Source organism: Massilia mucilaginosa (genome assembly GCF_011682145.1).
GTDB lineage: Bacteria > Pseudomonadota > Gammaproteobacteria > Burkholderiales > Burkholderiaceae_D > Telluria_A > Telluria_A mucilaginosa.
The window spans coordinates 148,595-166,746 of the sequence record NZ_WHJH01000005.1; the positions used below are offsets into that span (position 1 = coordinate 148,595).

Here is an 18,152-nt window from a genome sequence, read left to right on the forward strand (position 1 = left end):
AAAGCATTCACATGAATCTATTTTTTGAAGAATCCGGCGATTTCAAGGTCGGCACCGTATTGTCGCAAGCGGGCGAGGCCTATCAGGTCGAAATGCCAAGCGGCAAGCGCACGAAGGTCAAGGTCAAGGACGTACTGTTGCAGTACGAAAAGCCGTCCGCCGCCGACCTGCTGGAAGCGGCCAAGGCGGTTGCCGGCGACGTCGATTTCGAGTTCCTGTGGGAAGTCGCCGGCCAGGACGAATTCGGTTTCGCCGAGCTCGGCGCCGAGTATTTCGGCCACACCCCGCTGCCGTCCGAAGCGGCCGGACTGATCCTGGCGCTGCATGGCGCGCCGATCTACTTCTACAAGAAGGGACGTGGACGCTACAAGGCGGCCCCTGAAGCATCCTTGCGCGCGGCCCAGGCCGGCATCGAGAAAAAGAAACAGCAGGGCCTGATCCAGGCCGGCTATGTGGACGAACTCAAGGCCAGCAAGTTGCCGGAATCGATGCGGCCGCTGGTGCAGCAACTGTTGTTCAAGCCGGACAAGAACAGCATCGAATTCAAGGCGCTGGACGCCGCCTGCAACGAACTGCACACCACGCCGCAGCGCCTGATGCTGGCCGCCGGCGGCATCGGTTCGCCCAAAGAGCTGCACATGGCGCGCTTCCTGTTCGAGAATTTCCCGCGCGGCGCCGGTTTCCCGGCCGTCACGGTGCCAAGCGTGCCGACCAATCTGCCGCTCGCCAACGTGGCCGCGTTCTCGATCGATGACGTCACCACCACCGAGATCGACGATGCCTTCTCGGTCGTCACCCTGGCCGACGGCATGGTGCAGGTCGGCATCCACATCGCCGCGCCGGGCCTGGGCATCCGCCCGGACGACGCCATCGACAAAATGGCGCGCACGCGCATGTCCACCGTCTACATGCCGGGCGACAAAATCACCATGCTGCCGGACGAACTGGTCGCCGCTTTCACCCTGGCCGAAGGCAAGACCTGTCCGGCGGTGTCGCTGTACGCCACCATCGATCCGGCCGACTGGAGCGTGAAGTCGACCGTCACCCGCGCCGAACTGGTGCCGATCAAGAGCAACCTGCGCAACAACGACCTGGACGATGTGGTCAGCGAAGAAGCGCTGGCGGCGGGCAGCGGCGAGTATCCGCACAAGGCCGAGATGGCCGTGCTGTGGCAGTGGGCGCTCACCCTGGAAGCGGCGCGCATGGTCAAGCGCGAAGGTTTCGGGCTCAAACCCGAGCAGAACAACCGGGTCGATTTCAATTTCTACGTCGAAGACGACGTCGTGACGGTGCTGCGCCGCAAGCGTGGCGCGCCGCTCGACAAGATCGTGGCCGAGCTGATGATTTTCGCGAATAGCACCTGGGGCAAGCTGATGCACGACTCGGGCGTGCCGGGTATTTACCGTTCGCAAGGCGCCGGCAGCGGCGCCGGCTGGGCCGCCAAGATGCAGGTGCGCATGGTCACCCATGCCGCGCCGCACCAGGGCCTCGGGGTGGACCAGTACGCATGGAGCACCTCGCCGCTGCGCCGGTATACCGACCTGGTCAACCAGTGGCAGATCCTGGCCTGCGCCGAGCATGGCGTGACGGCCCCGCTGGTGGCCCCGTTCAAGCCGCGCGACGCCAACCTGTTCGCGATCGTCTCGGCCTTCGACGCGGCGTATGGCGCCTACAACGACCACCAGCAGAACATGGAGCGCTACTGGTGCCTGCGCTGGCTCGGCCAGCAGGAGCGGCGCCAGGTCGAAGCGGTGGTGCTCAAGGATGAAGTGTTGCGTCTGACCGACATTCCGCTGATCATTCGCCTGCCCGGCATGCCGCAGGTGGCGCGCGGAGCGCAGGTCAAACTCGACATCCTGCGTTGGGACGAGCTCGATTTGACGATCGAAGCACGCCTGCTCGAACTGCCTTCCAGCACCGAGATCGCTGCCGATGCCGACCTCGATTACGAGGAAGAAGAGACGGCGGCGGACAGCGCGGCCCCGGCCGACACTGGCGAAGCGACCGAGGCAGTGGAAGCCGAGGGTTCGGTCACGGTGGTGACCAGCGAGCCGGCGGCCGGCTAACGTTGCCAGCATCGCCACGGCGGCCATTAGAATGTAGAATGGCCGTTCCCTGATTCAACAGATTCTTCCCGGTATCGTGTGAAGCACTTGCAAAATATAAGCTCCCTGTCCATTGCCGTGGCCGTTTCGGTCGCGGTGCACGCGGCCCTGCTGGCGGTCCGTTTCGTCGCGCCCGAGGCGTTCAACCTGACCCCGACCGATCCCGGCCTCGAAGTCATCCTGGTCAACGCCAAGCACGCCAGCAAACCGCTGAAGGCGGACGCGCTGGCCCAGGCCAACCTCGATGGCGGCGGCAACGCCGACGCCGGCCGCGCCGCCTCGCCCCTGCCCGACATGCGCAAGGACGAGACCGGCGAAAGCGTCAAATCGACCTTGCGCCGCATTACCGAACTGGAGCAGATGCAGAAAAACCTGCTGACCAAGGCCAACGATTCGAATGTGCATGCGGCCCCGGTGACGGACAAGGAAACGCCCGATCCCGAGCAAGACGGCAACGACCTGATCGAGAGCACCAAGCCGCTCGCGCGCCAGAAGGCCGAGATTGCCCAGCGTATCGAAGACCAGAACAAGCGTCCGCGCAAGACCTTCTTCACGCCGAGCACGCAGGAAGTCGGTTACGCCGTTTACTACAAAACGACGCAGAAGAAGATCGAAGACATCGGTACGCTGAACTTTCCGCAGAAAGACGGCAAGAAGCTTTACGGCGAGCTGATCGTGTACATCCCGATCTTCCAGGACGGCACCATTTACACCAAAGAAGGCGGCGTGCGCATCGAAAAGAGTTCGGGTAATCCCGCGCTCGACAAGGCGGCGCTGGCCATCGTGCGGCGCGCCGCGCCGTTCACCCAGTTCCCGAAAAACATGCGTTCCAGCGACAAGGACGACTTGTGGATCATGATCACGAGCTTCAAGTTCACGCGTGAAGACAAGCTCGAAGCCGAGCTGCGCGGCCAGACCAAATGAGCGAGCGTTACTGCGTCATCGGGAATCCGATTGCCCACAGCAAGTCGCCCGAGATCCACGCCGCCTTTGCCCGGCAGACCGGGCAAGAGATGGTGTACGAACGCTGCCTGGCGCCGCTCGATGCCTTCGAAGCGACCGTGCGCGCCCTGGTGGCCGCCGGCTACAAGGGCGCCAACGTCACCGTGCCCTTCAAACTCCAGGCCGCCGACCTGGTCGACCGTCTGACCGAACGCGCGCGCGCGGCCGGCGCCGTCAATACCCTGGTATTTAACAGCAGCGGCGGCATCATCGGCGACAATACCGACGGTGCCGGGCTGGTGGGTGACATCACCCGCAACGCCGCCATCGACCTCGAAGGCAAGCGCGTGCTGCTGCTGGGCGCCGGCGGGGCCGCGCGCGGCGCCGTGGTGCCGCTGCTGGCCGCCTTGCCGGCCGAACTGACGATCGCCAACCGCACTCTGGCCACGGCCGACACCCTGGTCGAGCGCTTCGCCTCCCAGCTGGCGCAGGACCAGCGCCTGGCCGCCTGCGCCTTCGAGGACATTGCCGGCCCGTACGACGTGGTCATCAACGCCACCTCGGCCAGCCTGCTTGATGCCATGCCGCCAGTGCCGGCCGGCGCTTTCGGTCGCGGCACCCTGGCGCTCGACATGATGTACGGCAAGGCCCCGACCCGCTTCATGCTGTTCGCCGCCGCCCAGGGCGCGCAGGCGCGCGACGGCCTCGGCATGCTGGTCGAGCAAGCCGCCGAAGCCTTCTTGCTGTGGCGCGGCGCGCGTCCCGAGACCGCGGCCCTCCTGGACCGCCTGCGCCTGGCAATATGAGCAAGGCCGCCAAGCCCGCCAAGGGTGGCGCACGCAAGCGCTGGATCAAGTGGCTGTTGCTCGGCCCCTTGCTGATCTTCATCGTGGTCCAGCTGTATTTCTTCCTCATGGTGTGCTGGTATTCCCAGGTCAATCCATCGAGCACGAACATGATGGACGACCAGCTGGCCCTGATGCGCGAAAAGAAACCCAAGGCCGTGCTGCAGCACCAGTGGGTGCCGTACGAGCGCATCTCGGAGAACCTGAAACGGGCCGTGATCGCCTCGGAAGACGCCAATTTTTCCGAGCATGACGGGGTCGACTGGGAAGCGCTGCAAAAAGCCTATGAACGCAACAACCGGCGCCACAAGGTGGTCGGCGGCGGCTCCACCATCACCCAGCAGCTGGCCAAGAACCTGTTCCTGACCGGCTCGCGCAGCTACTTGCGCAAGGGCCAGGAAATGATCATCGCCTTCATGCTCGAAACGGTCATGAGCAAGCAGCGCATCCTGGAAATCTACCTGAACGTGGCTGAATTCGGGCGCGGCATCTTCGGCGCCGAGGCGGCCGCGCGCTATTACTACCGCACCACCGCAGCCAACCTGGGCGTGGCGCAGGCCGCCAAGCTGGCCGTGATGCTGCCCAATCCCCGCTATTACGACCGCAACCGCAGCTCGAGCTACCTGGCGCGCCGCACCACCCTCATCGTCAATCGTATGAGTTCGGCAGACTTGCCCTGATTCTTTACTGGAATATTTCCATGCTCTATCGTCACCAACATGGCGCCATCTCGCTGTTCTGGGTCGCCACCGGCTCGGTTGCCCTGGCGGCACTCGCCATGGCCGCCTTGTTTTCCATGCGCTACGAGCGCAATCTGTTCGCCGAGGGCGCTGCCAAACTCGGCAAGACCGTCACCGCCAGTGGGGCCGGCAAGGTGATCGACTCGGCCAAGCAAGCCGTCGGCGAGGCGTCCGGCAAGGGCGACGGCCAGATGCGCAAGTGCGTCATCAACGGCAAGACGGTCATTTCCAACACCGATTGCACGCCTGACAACCGCACCAGCAAGGTGATCCAGATTCACGACACCAAGGGCATCGAAGCGCCTAAAAAGCCGCCGCTCGAGCAGGCGCCGGCGGGCTCGAACCCGATGCTCGACAAAATGATCGAAAAACAGCTGCGCTGAGGCGATTTAAGTGTTTCGGGGTGGTCGGCCTCAGGCCTAACGGGTACACTTGCGCTGTTTTGAATCCGGCCGAGAAAGCGCATGATCAACGTATTTGTCCTACAAAATGGCCGACTCAATCAGGTACCGATCGAGTCGCGGGCGGATCTCGAAAACGTGGCGCCGGTGTGGGTCGACCTGACCGATCCGAACGACGACGAGCGGGCCTGGGTCAAGACCATCTACGGCGTGATCTTGCCGGGCGAAGACGAAGTCAAGGATATCGAAGCGTCGGCCCGCTATTACGAAGCCGAAAACGGCGACCTGCATCTGCGCACCGACTTCCTGCTGGAAGAAGACGACGGCCCTTCGCGCGTGGTCACGGTCGCCTTCATTCTCGCGCGCAAGATGCTGTTTTCGGTGCACACCGACGACTTGCCGGTGTTCCGCCTGGTGCGCATGCGCGCGCGCTCGCGGCCGGGCTCGATTGCCGATTACATGGACGTGCTGCTCGACCTGTACGCCACCGACGCCGAGTACTCGGCCGATGCGCTGGAAGGTATTTACCAGCACCTGGAAGAAGTCAGCGGGCTGGTGCTGCAGAAAGAATTCACCGATAAAGACGCGGCCGACGCCCTGAACGCGATTGCGCGCGAGGAAGACTTGAATGGCCGCATCCGGCGCAACATGATGGATACACGGCGCGCCGTCAGTTTCCTGATGCGCGGGCGGCTGCTCAACGCCGAGCAATTCGAAGAAGCGCGCCAGATCCTGCGCGACATCGAATCGCTGGACGGCCACACTTCCTTCCTGTTCGACAAGATCAACTTCCTGATGGACGCCACGGTCGGTTTCATCAACATTAACCAGAACAAGATCATCAAGATCTTCTCGGTGGCCTCGGTGGCGTTCTTGCCGCCGACTTTGATTGCCAGTATTTACGGCATGAACTTCAAGTTTTTCCCTGAGCTGGAATGGCAGTTCGGCTATCCGCTGGCCTTGAGCCTGATGGTGGCCTCGATGATTACGCCGGTGCTGGTGTTCTTGCGCAGGGGCTGGTTGAGGTAAGTCGGGTACGCGCGCCCCCCCAGAGCTTTGCACCGTCATTCCCGCCTGCGCGGGAATGACGGAAATGCGCTCGGTGGCTTGAAAACGTACAGTCAAGCCAGCTTGGCAAACACCCGGCGCGCCGCCGCGATGGTTTCTTCGATCACCGCGTCATCGTGCTGCGCCGACACAAACCCCGCCTCGAACGCGGCCGGCGCAAAGTACACGCCTTCGTCCAGCATCGCGTGGAAAAAGGCATTGAAGCGCGTCTTGTCGCCCGCCATCATCTCGGCATAGCTGCCCGGCACTTCTTCGCTGAAATAGATCCCGAACATGCCGCCCACCGAATCGGCGCAGAAGGTCACGCCCGCTTCTTTGGCCGCTTGCGCCAGCCCGGCCGCCAGTTTTGCGGTCTGCGCCGTCAGCTTCTCGTAGAAACCCGGCTGCTGGATCAGCTTCAAGGTGGTCATGCCGGCCGCCACCGCCACCGGATTGCCCGACAGGGTCCCGGCCTGGTACACCGCCCCGATCGGCGCCATGTTCTGCATCAGTTCCGAGCGCCCGCCGAAAGCCGCCACCGGCATCCCGCCGCCGATGACCTTGCCCAGCGCGGTCAGGTCCGGCACGATGTCGTACAGCGCCTGCGCGCCGCCCAGCCCAACGCGGAAACCGCACATGACTTCGTCGAAAATCAGGATCGCGCCGTGCTTGGTGCACAGCTCGCGCATGGCGCGCAGGAATTCCGGCGTGGCCTTGATCAGGTTCATGTTGCCGGCTACCGGTTCCACGATCACGCAGGCGATGGTGTCGCCCATCGAGGCGAACGCGTCTTCGAGCTGGGCCACATTGTTATAGTCGAGCACCAGGGTGTGCTTCACGAAGTCTTCCGGCACGCCGGCCGAGGTCGGGTTACCGAAAGTCAGCAAGCCGCTGCCGGCCTTGACCAGCAGCGAGTCGGCGTGGCCGTGGTAGCAGCCTTCGAACTTGACGATCTTGTCGCGCCCGGTGGCGCCGCGCGCCAGGCGCAGCGCGCTCATGGTCGCTTCGGTGCCGGACGATACCAGCCGCACCTGCTCGATCGACGGCACCAGGCGGCAGATTTCCTCGGCCATCAGGATTTCGCCTTCGGTCGGGGCGCCGAACGAGAGGCCGCGCGCGGCCGCGTCCTGCACCGCTTTGACCACCTCCGGGTGGGCGTGGCCGACGATGGCCGGCCCCCACGAGCCGATGTAGTCGATATAGCGCTTGCCGTCGGCGTCCCAGAAGTAGGGGCCTTCGGCGCGGGTGATGAAGCGCGGCGTGCCGCCCACCGATTTGAAGGCGCGCACCGGCGAATTGACGCCGCCGGGGGTGGTTTTCTGGGCGCGCGCGAACAGCGTGTTATTCAGGGAGTCTTGGTTCATGGCTTGCTCGATAAGGAAATGGGGTGTGCGAAAAATTTGTTGGGCACCAGCTTGCCCATGCCGAAGCGCTGCGCATTGGCCAGCGCGCCGACGGTGAATTCCTGGGCCGCCTGGATGGCGTCGATCGGCTCGAACTGGCGCGCCATCAGCGCGGCCAGCGCGCCCGACAAGGTGCTGCCGGCGCCGACGAACGGGCCGGGAAAATGCTGCCAGTTGAAGGTGCCGATCACGCCGTTCTCGTCGAACAGGGTGTTGGCCAGCTGCGCGCCGGCGCCCGTGCCGCTGGTGCCGGTGCACTTGACCAGCACATACTGGCAGCCCATGCCGGTCAGTTCAAGCACGTCTTCCTTGAGCATGTCGCCGCCGCCGTCGCGCCAGGTCTCGGCCATGCGCGCCAGTTCCACCTGCGTGAGCAGCAGCACGGTCGCCTGCGGCACCAGGATCTGGCGGATCGCGCCGAGCATGTCGTCGTCGGCCAGACCCGAATCGGGCAGGCTCGATAAAAACGGGTCGAGGATCAGCGGCACGTCAGGGTAGTCGGAGACGATTTCGGCAATCGCCGAGGCTTGCTCGATGCTGGTCAGCGCGCCCACCTTGAAGGCGGCCACCGGCATGTCTTCGAGCACCACGCGGGCCTGGTCGCAGACCCAGTCGGCGTCGACCTCCTGCACGTCTTCGACCCGCGCGGTGTCGGAAATGAGAATGCCGGTCATGACCGACAGGCCGTGGCAGCCGAGGGCCGAAAAACACGCCAGGTCGGCCTGGATGCCGATAGCGCCTATGGGGTCGGACACGCCGAACGTTAAGATCAGAGGAGAAGTTTGGATTTGCACGGCCGGTAGATTAAGATGCCTGATTCGGCATTTTACTAGATAGAAGGGTAGTCCAACGTGAGCAGCAATGAATCAACCGGCGCAGCAGGCGCCGCTTTCCAGACCTGGATGTGCCTGATCTGCGGTTGGGTGTACGACGAGGCCGCCGGCCTGCCCGAGGAAGGCATCGCCCCCGGCACCCGCTGGGCCGATGTGCCGATGAATTGGACCTGCCCCGAGTGCGGCGCCCGTAAAGACGACTTCGAAATGACAGTTATTTGATTGGCATGAGGCTTATTGCCGACACATGTTGACTAGCCGCAACATTAAGGGGACAAAAGGGTTGCCCTATGATATCGTTCATGCTCATGCCGAGTGAAACTGAATATGACGACATTGCCGCAACCGAACGTACTGAAAATCATGGTGATCGACGACAGCAGCACGATTCGTCGTTCGGCCGAGATTTTCCTCACCCAGGCAGGATATCAGGTGGTGCTGGCCGAAGATGGCTTCGATGCCCTGGCCAAGATCAACGACCATCATCCGTCGCTGATCTTCTGCGACATCCTGATGCCGCGCCTGGATGGTTACCAGACCTGCGCGCTGATCAAGCGCAGTGCGCGTTTTCACGCCACCCCGGTGCTGATGCTGTCATCGAAAGATGGCCTGTTCGACCGGGCGCGCGGCCTGATGGTCGGTTCCTCCGCCTACCTGACCAAACCCTTTAGCAAAGACAGTCTGCTTAGCGCAGTGCGCGAGCACACTGCCGATACCGTTTCAAAATAATTACTGGAGCCTCCCGTGGCCATACAAAAAATCCTGATCGTCGACGATTCCCCGACCGAGCGTTACTACCTGACCGACATCCTGGTCAAAGCCGGCTTCACCGTGACCACCGCCGAAAACGGCGAGGAAGCACTGCTCAAGATCAAGGACGACAAACCTGAACTGATCCTGATGGACGTGGTCATGCCTGGCGCGAACGGCTTCCAGGTCACCCGCACCATCGCGCGCGACCCCGAGCTGGGCGACGTGCCGATCATCATCTGCAGCAGCAAGAACCAGGAAACCGACCGTGTCTGGGGCCTGCGCCAGGGCGCGCGCGACTACATGGTCAAACCGGTCGATGCCGAACTGCTGCTGGCGAAGATCGCCGCCCTCGGCGGCGCCTAAATCGTGAGCGACGTCGATTACGCCCCAGTCGCCTCCGCGCCCACCGATGGCGCGGGACGCCGCACCCGCCTGCGCGAGTACCAGGTGCAGCTGCTCGAACGCATGCAGGCGGCCCGTACCAACAGCGGCGCGCGCGTCAACCAGCTGGGGGTCTTGATCGGCGCCGAGCGCTTCCTGCTCGACCTCACCCAGGCCGGCGAAATCGTGCCGGTGCCGCCGGTGACGGTGGTGCCGCTGACGCAGCCGTGGTACCTGGGCCTGGCCAATATCCGGGGCAACCTGGTTGGCCTGATCGATTTCGCGCGCTTCCAGGGAGGCTCCGAAACGCAGGCCGGCCCGGACAGCCGCATCGTCACCCTGGCCACCCACCTGGGCTTTAACTGCGGCCTGCTGGTGGCCCGCGTCTACGGCCTGCGCCACGCTGGCGACATGGAAGTCGTTGGCGACAGATTACGCGATACCGACGCAAACGAATGGATCCCGCTCGACCTGGCGGCCCTCGTCACCGATGCGCGGTTTTTGCACGTTGGATTTTAAGCCGCAGTCATAAGTGGCCATACCTTAAGAAACTGGGAGCTGGAATGGGATTTGCATGGAAGAGTACCCCAAAGGGTGAGCCGGTACCGGATACAGAATTCGGTCCCGACCTGGAGGCTGCGGCCTTGAACAAGGACGACGCGCCGGCGAGCGCGCAGAACGTGATCGACGACAGCCATCGCGCCGAACTCGATCAGCACGACGAGCTGCGCCTGGCCAACATCATGGGCCGCAAGCGCCGCGACGACGACGACGACGGCGAGGTTGACGCGCGCCTGCCGTTCATCGGCCATTTGTCGTTGCCGCGCCAGCTGCGTATTTTGCTGATGGTGTTCGTGGCCGGCATCCTGGTGACTGTGGTGGCGCTGTGGCGCAACGCGGCCAGCAGCTCCGACGCATCGGCCCAGACGCAGATCGCATCCGACGCCCTGATGCACTCCCAGCGTATCGGTAAAGCGGCGCCTAACGCGATCCAGGGTAACCAGGAAGCGTTCGTGCAGCTCGAGCAAAGCCGTGCCCAGCTCAAGGCCGACCTCGATGCGCTGCAGCGCGGCGGTAAAATCGGCGGCGTGCAGCTGCCGACGCCACCGGCCAGCATGAACCGCCTGATCGCCACCGCGAAAACCAAGTGGGTCAGCACCGACAATGCCGCAGGCACCATCTTGAAAATGAAGCCGGAACTGACGGGCTTCGAAAAGACCCTGCGCCAGCTCGATACGCTCTCGCCAGAGCTGCTGACGATGACCGAAGAACTGCTCAACGACAAAGTCCAGCGCGGCGGCACGCCACGTGAACTGGCGGCGATCGGCCGTCTGATGATGCTGACCCAGCGCCTCTCGCGCAGCGCCAGCGAGTTCCTGACCTCCGGCGGTATTCGTCCCGAAACCGCGTTCCAGCTGGGCCGCGACACCACGACCTTCCGTACCACCGTCGAAGGCTTCCTGAACGGGAACGAGACGATGCAGCTGTCGGCGACGAAAGATGCGGAATTGCGCGTCAAGCTCGAACAGATCAAATCGAAATTCGACACCTACCAGAAACTGGTGGCCTCGATCCTCGACAACCTGCCGAAATTCACGGCCGCCAAAGGCGCCGAACAGTCGATCTTCTACGAGAACGAAGAAGTCAAAGCGCAGCTGACCAAGGTGCAGGTGGGCTTCCGCAGCGAGCAGGATTCGACCACGGTCTGGTTCTGGGTCATGGCTCTGTCCACGATGTTCACCCTGGGCGTCGGCGTCAGTATCGCCCGCGTCATGCTGCAAGACTCGCGTACCCGTGCCCGCGGCGCCGATGTGCGTCGCCAGGAAGCGGAATCGATGCGTCAGCTGGCGCAGTCGAAGGAAGAAGAAGCGAAAGCGACCAACGACCAGAATCAGGCCGCTATTTTGCGCCTGATGAACGAACTCCAGGAAGTGGCGGATGGTGACTTGACCGTGCACGCAACGGTGTCGGAAGACATCACCGGCGCGATTGCCGACTCGGTTAACTATACGGTGGAAGAGCTGCGCGGGCTGGTGGAACGCGTGACGACGACGGCCGAGCAGGTTACCTCGGCATCGACCAACGCGCAGAACATTTCGACCGACCTGCTGGCGGCGACCGAACAGCAGTCGCGCGAGATTCAGGAAGCGTCCGAGACGGTTCTGAAAATGGCGAACGAAATTAACGACGTATCGAAGTCGGCGAATGAATCGGCAGAGGTTGCGCGCCAGTCGGTTGCGGCGGCATTGCAAGGTTCGACGGCGGTGGAAAACTCGATCAAGGGTATGCACGAGATCCGCGAGCAGATCCAGGAAACCTCGAAACGCATCAAGCGACTGGGCGAATCGTCCCAGGAGATTGGCGAGATCACGGAACTGATTTCCGACATTACCGAACAGACCAACGTACTGGCGCTGAACGCGGCGATTCAGGCGGCATCGGCCGGCGAAGCCGGTCGCGGCTTCTCGGTGGTTGCGGAAGAGGTTCAGCGACTGGCGGAACGTTCGGCGGAAGCGGCAAAACAGATCGGCGCGCTGGTGCGTACCATTCAGACCGATACCCACGACGCGGTGGCCGCTATGGAAAAATCGACGCAGGGTGTGGTCGAGGGAGCCAGGCTGTCCGATGCCGCGGGTGCCGCACTGTCCGACATTTCGCGCGTTTCGAACCGTCTTGCGGAACTGATTCAGGGCATTTCGTTCGCAACCGAGCTGCAAGCGACATCGGCGAACGATGTGGCGCACAACATTCAGCACATCCTGTCGGTGACCGAAAATACCCAGGACGGTACGCAGCAAACCGCCCAATCGATTCGCCAACTGTCGCTGCTGGCGCAGGAACTGAAAAACTCGGTATCGCGCTTCCGCGTGGTGGCTTGAGAACCCGGTTGATTTATCAAGGTAAGCATGACCACTACTGACAATTCGCACGTGCCGCAGTTCGACACAGGACCGCTGTCCTGGGTCATGAGCGAGATCCGCGATGCGCTGGGCCGCTCCAACACCGCGCTGGCAGAGGCGGCGGAGCGTACGGCGGAAGCCCAGGCAAGTTCGCTCAAACATGCGAAAGCCTATCTGCACCAGGCGCATGGCGCCTTGCAGATGGTCGATGTCGATGGCGCCGGCGCCATGACCGAAGCCGCCGAGAGCGCGCTGGACCGCTTCAAGGATGGCCTGCTCGACTGCACACAAGAGCGTGCGCAAGTCATCGCCCAGGCTTACCAGGCGGTGATCGAGTATCTCGAAGAACTGCTTTCGGGCGCGCCACAGCAGCCGGCGCGCCTGTTCCCTTACTACCGCGCGCTCAAGGAAATGCTGGGCGCCGACCGGATTCACCCGGCCGACCTGTTTTTCGCCGACCTGTCGGTGCCGGTGTCGCTCAAGCGCCACGTGGCGACCGACAGCGCGCCGGATTACGCGGCTTGCCGCACGCGCTTTGAAAAAGCGCTGCTGCCGTTCCTGAAAAGCGCCGACAAGACCAGCTGGCAGCAGCACGCCCAGGTGTTGCTCGAAGCGATCGCCCACGTGGCCGACGCCCAGGACCAGCCTTTGCCGCGCACCTTCTGGATGGCGATGCAGGGCTTCGCCGAGCTGGTGGCCCAGGGCCACCTGGCCAGCGACCTGTATGTCAAACAGCTCTTCGGCCTGATCAATCTGCAGATCCGCCGCCTCTCGCAAGGCCAGGTCAGCCTGCCCGAAACGATGCTGCGCGACGCCCTGTTCTTCATGGCCGCCGTGCCCAATCCGCCGCCGACGGCGCTGGCCCTGCGCCGCGCCTATCATCTGGACGGCATGGTGCCGGCCGATTACGATACGCGCCGCTACGGCCGCATCGACGCCGAAGCACTGAAAACGGCCAAGGAAGCCCTTTCCAAGGCCAAGAGCAACTGGGATCGCCTGTCGGTCGAACCGCTGCCTGCGCTGGAAACCGAATTCGTCGAACTGCTCAACACCATGGCTGCCGCCGGCGAGAAGCTGGGCGCTCCGGCGCTGGCCCGCCTGCAGCAGCAGATGGTGCATGTGGCCACCGCCACGGCGGCGACCAAGCATAACAGCGTGTTCAGTCTCGAAATGGCGACCGCCATGCTGTTCATCGAGAACAGCCTGGATAAAATCCGCCAGCTGCCCGACGATTTCGACGCCCATGCCGACATCATCGGCGCGCGCCTGAGCGCCATCGGCGCCGGCGAAACGCCGCCCGAAGCGCCGCAATGGCAGGGCGACCTGTCGCGCCGCATCCAGCACGAGCAGACCGTCGCCGTGCTGGCGGCCGAAATGAAAAACGGCTTGCGCCAGGTCGAAAAAGTCCTCGACGACTACTATTCCGACACCAGCAAGCGCGCCACCCTGGCCCAGATCGATCCGGTCCTGCACCAGTTGCAGGGCGCCGTCGCTATCCTCGACCAGGAAGACGCGATGCGCGCCGCCCTGCACGTCAAGGATGCGGTACGCACCCTGGCCGCGTCCGAAGGCAATCCGGAACTGGAAGCGGCCTCGCTGCAGAACATCGCCCAGAACATCGGCGCGCTGGGCTTCTTTGTCGACATGCTGGCCAAGAACGTCGACGAAGCGCGCGAACGCTTTACCTTCGACAGCAACGACGGCATGCTGCGCGCCGTTCCGTTCGAAAAACCGGCGCATGGCGAATCGCAATTCGACCAGGAACCGGTGCTCGAGATCGAGCCGGTAGCGGTAATCGACACGCCTGCGCCAGCCGCGCCGGTGGAGCCTGAAGAAGAAGTGAAGGCACCGGTCGTGGTGGCGGCGCCCGCGCCGCCGGGCGACGACGAAATCGAAGCCGAACTGCTCGAAATTTTCATCTCCGAAGCGCAGGAAGTGCTGGCCTTTGTCGGCTCGACCCTGCCCGCGGCGCAAAGCATGCCGAACAACCTGGAGACGCTGACGATGCTGCGGCGCTCCTTCCACACGCTCAAGGGCAGTGGACGCATGGTTGGCCTGAACAACTTCGCCGAAGGCGCAGCCGCCGTCGAAAAAGTGATGAATCTGTGGTTATCGGAAGAACGCGCGGCCGACGCCAACCTGCTGGCGCTGCTGACGCGCGCCACCACCGACATGACCGCCTGGGTCGAGCAGCTTGCCGCCACCGGCAGCTCGCATCGCACCAGCGAAGCGCTGGTCGCCGCCGCCGAACGCGTGCAGCATGGCGAAACCTTCGCCATGGATGCTGCGCTAGGCGACGCCCCTGGCGAAGCGCCAGCGGCTGCGCCGGTGGTCGAGGAAATCGTGGCGGCCGCTCCGGTGGACGAGCATCACGACGAACACTTTGCGATCGACGACTCGTTCGAGCCGATGATCCTCGACGACATCATCGCCCTGCCTGCGACCGAGAGCGCAGCGCCTGGCAATGTGATCGAGTTCCCGGTTCCGGGCACCATCGCCGCCGCCGACGACAATACCAAGCGGATTGGCGAACTTGAAATCCCACTGCCGCTGTATAACATCTACCTCGCCGAGACCGACGAGCTGGTTCGCCTGTTAAGCCAGGACTTCGCCGAATGGCGTCACGAACCGCAGCGCCAGGTCACGCCGGAAGCCGAAAAAGCCGCGCATACCCTGGCCGGCACTTCGGCCACGGTGGGCTTCCACGCCCTGCGCGAAATCGCCTACGAAGTCGAGATGGTGCTCAAGAGCCCCGCGCCGGTGTTCGATGAATCCCAGCGCGACCTGCTCGACGAAACCATCGAGCGCGTGCGCCACATGCTGCAGCGCTTCGCGCTGGGCGAACTGGCGCCGGCCGAGCCAAGTCTGGTGGCGCGCCTGCACGTTCTGCGCGAGCAGCTCGCGGCGCAGGAAGCGGCCGCCGTGTTCGCGGGCGCCGACGAAGACCTGGCACGCCGTCTGGACGGCCTGTTTGCCGAAACGCTCGACGAGCTGGTGGCATCGCCACCGGTGATGCCGGAACGCGCATCGGCCGTGGCCGACGCCCCGTCCGAACCGGAAGTCGACGCCATCGACGCCCTGTTCGGCGAGGACGATCCGTTCGACATTCCGCTGCTGGCCAATCCGGAACCGGCGCAGCCGGTGGTGGAAGAGGCGCAGGAGCCGGTGCTCGAAGCCGAGCCGGTGATCGACGCCGAAGAAGTCATCGAAGCCGAAGAAGTCATCGAAGCCGAAGAAGTCATCGAAGCCGAAGAAGTCATCGAAGCCGAGCCGGTAGTCGAAGAGCCAGCGCTTGAAGCCGAGCCGGTGGCCGACGTGCCGGTGCTCGAAGAACCCGTTCTTGAAGCTGAGCCGGTTCTTGAGACCGAGCCAGTTGTCGAAGAGCCGGTGCTCGAAGCCGAACCCGTGGTCGAACAGCCGGTCGTTGCAGCCGCACCGGAACCGGTGCCGATGCAGCCGATGACGGCGCACGTGCCGCTGCTCGAAGCCTTGCTGCAGCCGGAGTCCGAGACGGCCGCCGTGCCGGTGGCGCCCGAAACGTCGTTCGCCGATGACCTTGACGTCGACTTGCTGCCGGTATTCCTGGAAGAGGGCACCGACCTGCTGCCGGAAATCGGCAACAACCTGCGCAAGTGGCAGCAAAATCCGTCCGACACGACGCCGGTGGCGCAGCTTCTGCGTACCCTGCACACGGTCAAGGGCAGTGCGCGAATGGCCGGTGCGATGCGCCTCGGCCAGCACACCCACGAGATCGAAACGCAGATCGAGAACATGGTCCACGCCGGAACGTCGACGCCAGCCGCGTTCGACGAACTGATGGCCAACTACGATCACGCGCTCCTGCTGTTCGAACAATTGCAGCAGCCTGCGCTCGGCGTCGTGCCGGTGCCGGGCCTTGCCGCGGCAGTCGCCGGCAGCGTGGACGATGCTCACGCAGCCCAGACCCGCACGCCGCTGGTGCGGGTACGCGCCGACATTCTGGACCGCCTGGTCAACCAGGCGGGTGAAGTGTCGATCACGCGCTCGAAGCTGGAAAGCCAGGTCTCGACCCTGAAAGCGTCGCTGAGCGACTTCTCGGACAATCTGGGCCGCTTGCGGCGCCAGTTGCGCGAAGTCGAGATGCAGGCGGAATCGCAGATTTCGTCGCGTATGTCGATTTCCAGCGAACGCGAATTCGATCCGCTCGAATTCGACCGCTTTACCCGCCTGCAGGAACTGACGCGGATGATGGCCGAATCGGTGAACGACGTTGCGTCGTTCCACGAAAGCCTGACCCGCACGGTCGACGGCGCCACCGACGACTTGAACGTGCAGTCGCGCCTGACCCGCGATCTGCAGCAGGATCTGATGCGCGTGCGGATGGTGCAGTTTGCCAGCCTGTCGGAACGTCTGTTCCGCGTGGCGCGCCAGACCGCCAAAGAAATCGACAAACGGGTCAACCTGGACATCCGGGGCGGCACGGTCGAAATCGACCGCAGCGTTCTGGAACAGATGGCCGCGCCGTTCGAGCACTTGCTGCGTAACGCCATCGTGCATGGTATCGAGTCGCGCGCCCGCCGTGGCGCGGCCGGCAAGGCCGAAACGGGCGAGCTGCTGATCCAGGTCAGCCAGCAGGGTAACGAGGTGGTCATCCAGTTCAACGACGATGGCGCCGGTCTCGACCTGGCCCGCATCCGCACCAAGGCGCGTGAAAACGGCCTGCTGGCGCCGAATGCGATCGTCACCGACGCCGAAGCGGCCGACCTGATTTTCGAACCAGGCTTCTCGACCGCCGATGCGCTGACCGAACTGGCCGGCCGTGGCGTGGGTATGGACGTGGTGCGCTCGCAAGCGCAGGCGCTTGGCGGCCGGGTGGCGATTTCCACCGAAGCCGGCAAGGGCGCGCGCTTCACGATTCACCTGCCGCTGACCCTCGCGGTCACCCAGGTCGTGCTGACCACCAGCGGTACCAAGACCTTTGCGCTGCCATCGATTCTGGTGGAGCAGGTATTGCAGATGAAAGAAGCGGCAGTCAACGCCGCGCACGCCGAAGGCTTTGTCGAATTCCAGGGCCAGAAGGTGGCGCTGCATTACCTGCCAACCTTGTTGGGCGATACCGAAGCGCGGCCGATGTCGCAGCGTTCGTGCCCGGTGATGGTGCTCAAAAGCGGCACCGACCGGCTGGCGGTACAGGTCGACGACGTGCAGGGCAACCGCGAGGTCGTTATTAAAAACATCGGCCCGCAGCTCTCGCGCATGATCGGTATTTCGGGTGCGACGGTGCTCGGTTCGGGCGATATCGTGCTGATCCTGAACCCGGTGGCCTTGTCGCATCACCTCGACCATCATCCGCAACAGCGCCAGCGCGTTGTGGTGGAAACGGTGGCGGCGGTGCCCGAGACGCGTGCGGCCGACTTTGTGATCATGGTGGTCGATGATTCGCTGACCGTGCGTAAAGTGACCCAGCGTCTGCTGGAGCGCGAGGGCTATCAGGTGGTGCTGGCCAAGGACGGTGTGGACGCGCTCGAGCATTTGCAAGAGACGGTGCCCGACCTGATGCTGGTCGATATCGAGATGCCGCGCATGGATGGTTTCGACTTGACCCGGAATATTCGCGGCAACAGCGGCACCAACGAGATCCCGATCATCATGATCACCTCGCGTACCGCCGACAAGCACCGCAACTACGCGCTCGATCTGGGTGTGAATGCCTACTTCGGCAAGCCGTTCCAGGAAGATATGCTGCTCGCCGCGATTGCCGGTTTGCTCAATCGCGAAATGCCGGTAGCGCATTAAGCGACAGGCGGCACAAACAAGAACGCC

General features: G+C 63.6%; 14 protein-coding genes. 12 read left to right on the forward strand and 2 right to left on the reverse strand.

The features are described from left to right. Nucleotides 1–11 precede the first annotated feature (11 nt). From F2P45_RS07045 to corA, 6 genes are all read left to right on the forward strand, one after another. A complete protein-coding gene (locus F2P45_RS07045; protein ID WP_166871964.1) occupies nucleotides 12–2,066 on the forward strand; it encodes a ribonuclease catalytic domain-containing protein in 2,055 nt (684 codons plus the stop codon). 78 nt (nucleotides 2,067–2,144) lie between these two features. Beyond that, complete coding sequence (locus F2P45_RS07050; protein ID WP_166871967.1) at nucleotides 2,145–3,029, forward strand: energy transducer TonB; 885 nt, start codon at nucleotides 2,145–2,147, stop codon at nucleotides 3,027–3,029. After that, the gene (gene aroE, locus F2P45_RS07055; RefSeq protein WP_166871970.1) at nucleotides 3,026–3,853 is read left to right on the forward strand and encodes a shikimate dehydrogenase; all 828 of its coding nucleotides are present in this window, start codon (nucleotides 3,026–3,028) and stop codon (nucleotides 3,851–3,853) included. The genes F2P45_RS07050 and aroE overlap by 4 nt, the downstream gene beginning before the upstream one ends. Then, on the forward strand, nucleotides 3,850–4,572 hold the full coding sequence (gene mtgA, locus F2P45_RS07060; RefSeq protein WP_166871973.1) for a monofunctional biosynthetic peptidoglycan transglycosylase: 723 nt from the start codon (nucleotides 3,850–3,852) through the stop codon (nucleotides 4,570–4,572). The genes aroE and mtgA overlap by 4 nt, the downstream gene beginning before the upstream one ends. Nucleotides 4,573–4,592: 20 nt before the next feature. Next, entirely contained in the window at nucleotides 4,593–5,015 is a 423-nt protein-coding gene (locus F2P45_RS07065; RefSeq protein ID WP_166871976.1) for a DUF4124 domain-containing protein, read from the forward strand. A gap of 81 nt (nucleotides 5,016–5,096) precedes the next feature. Beyond that, the gene (gene corA, locus F2P45_RS07070) at nucleotides 5,097–6,062 is read left to right on the forward strand and encodes a magnesium/cobalt transporter CorA (protein WP_166871979.1); all 966 of its coding nucleotides are present in this window, start codon (nucleotides 5,097–5,099) and stop codon (nucleotides 6,060–6,062) included. A 92-nt stretch (nucleotides 6,063–6,154) separates the two neighbouring features. Here the strand turns inward: corA and hemL are convergent, their stop codons facing one another. Both hemL and thiD read right to left on the reverse strand, forming a co-directional pair. Then, entirely contained in the window at nucleotides 6,155–7,444 is a 1,290-nt protein-coding gene (hemL, locus tag F2P45_RS07075) for a glutamate-1-semialdehyde 2,1-aminomutase (protein ID WP_166871982.1), read from the reverse strand. Then, on the reverse strand, nucleotides 7,441–8,277 hold the full coding sequence (gene thiD, locus F2P45_RS07080; protein ID WP_166871985.1) for a bifunctional hydroxymethylpyrimidine kinase/phosphomethylpyrimidine kinase: 837 nt from the start codon (nucleotides 8,275–8,277) through the stop codon (nucleotides 7,441–7,443). Before thiD ends, hemL begins: the two co-directional genes overlap by 4 nt. Nucleotides 8,278–8,385: 108 nt before the next feature. On the opposite strand from thiD, the gene F2P45_RS07085 reads away from it, so the two are divergent. From F2P45_RS07085 to F2P45_RS07110, 6 genes are all read left to right on the forward strand, one after another. Then, a complete protein-coding gene (locus tag F2P45_RS07085; protein WP_126076659.1) occupies nucleotides 8,386–8,538 on the forward strand; it encodes a rubredoxin in 153 nt (50 codons plus the stop codon). Nucleotides 8,539–8,643: 105 nt separating this feature from the next. Further along, nucleotides 8,644–9,045 (forward strand): response regulator, encoded by a 402-nt coding sequence (locus F2P45_RS07090; protein WP_126076625.1) that lies wholly within the window; start codon nucleotides 8,644–8,646, stop codon nucleotides 9,043–9,045. Between the two features lie 15 nt (nucleotides 9,046–9,060). Then, a complete protein-coding gene (locus F2P45_RS07095) occupies nucleotides 9,061–9,432 on the forward strand; it encodes a response regulator (RefSeq protein ID WP_166871988.1) in 372 nt (123 codons plus the stop codon). A 3-nt stretch (nucleotides 9,433–9,435) separates the two neighbouring features. Continuing rightward, a complete protein-coding gene (locus tag F2P45_RS07100; protein ID WP_370663217.1) occupies nucleotides 9,436–9,969 on the forward strand; it encodes a chemotaxis protein CheW in 534 nt (177 codons plus the stop codon). A gap of 44 nt (nucleotides 9,970–10,013) precedes the next feature. Continuing rightward, nucleotides 10,014–12,329, forward strand: a complete 2,316-nt coding sequence (locus tag F2P45_RS07105) for a methyl-accepting chemotaxis protein (RefSeq protein WP_229504948.1) — start codon at nucleotides 10,014–10,016, stop codon at nucleotides 12,327–12,329. Between the two features lie 27 nt (nucleotides 12,330–12,356). After that, on the forward strand, nucleotides 12,357–18,125 hold the full coding sequence (locus F2P45_RS07110) for a hybrid sensor histidine kinase/response regulator (RefSeq protein WP_229504949.1): 5,769 nt from the start codon (nucleotides 12,357–12,359) through the stop codon (nucleotides 18,123–18,125). Nucleotides 18,126–18,152 lie beyond the last annotated feature (27 nt).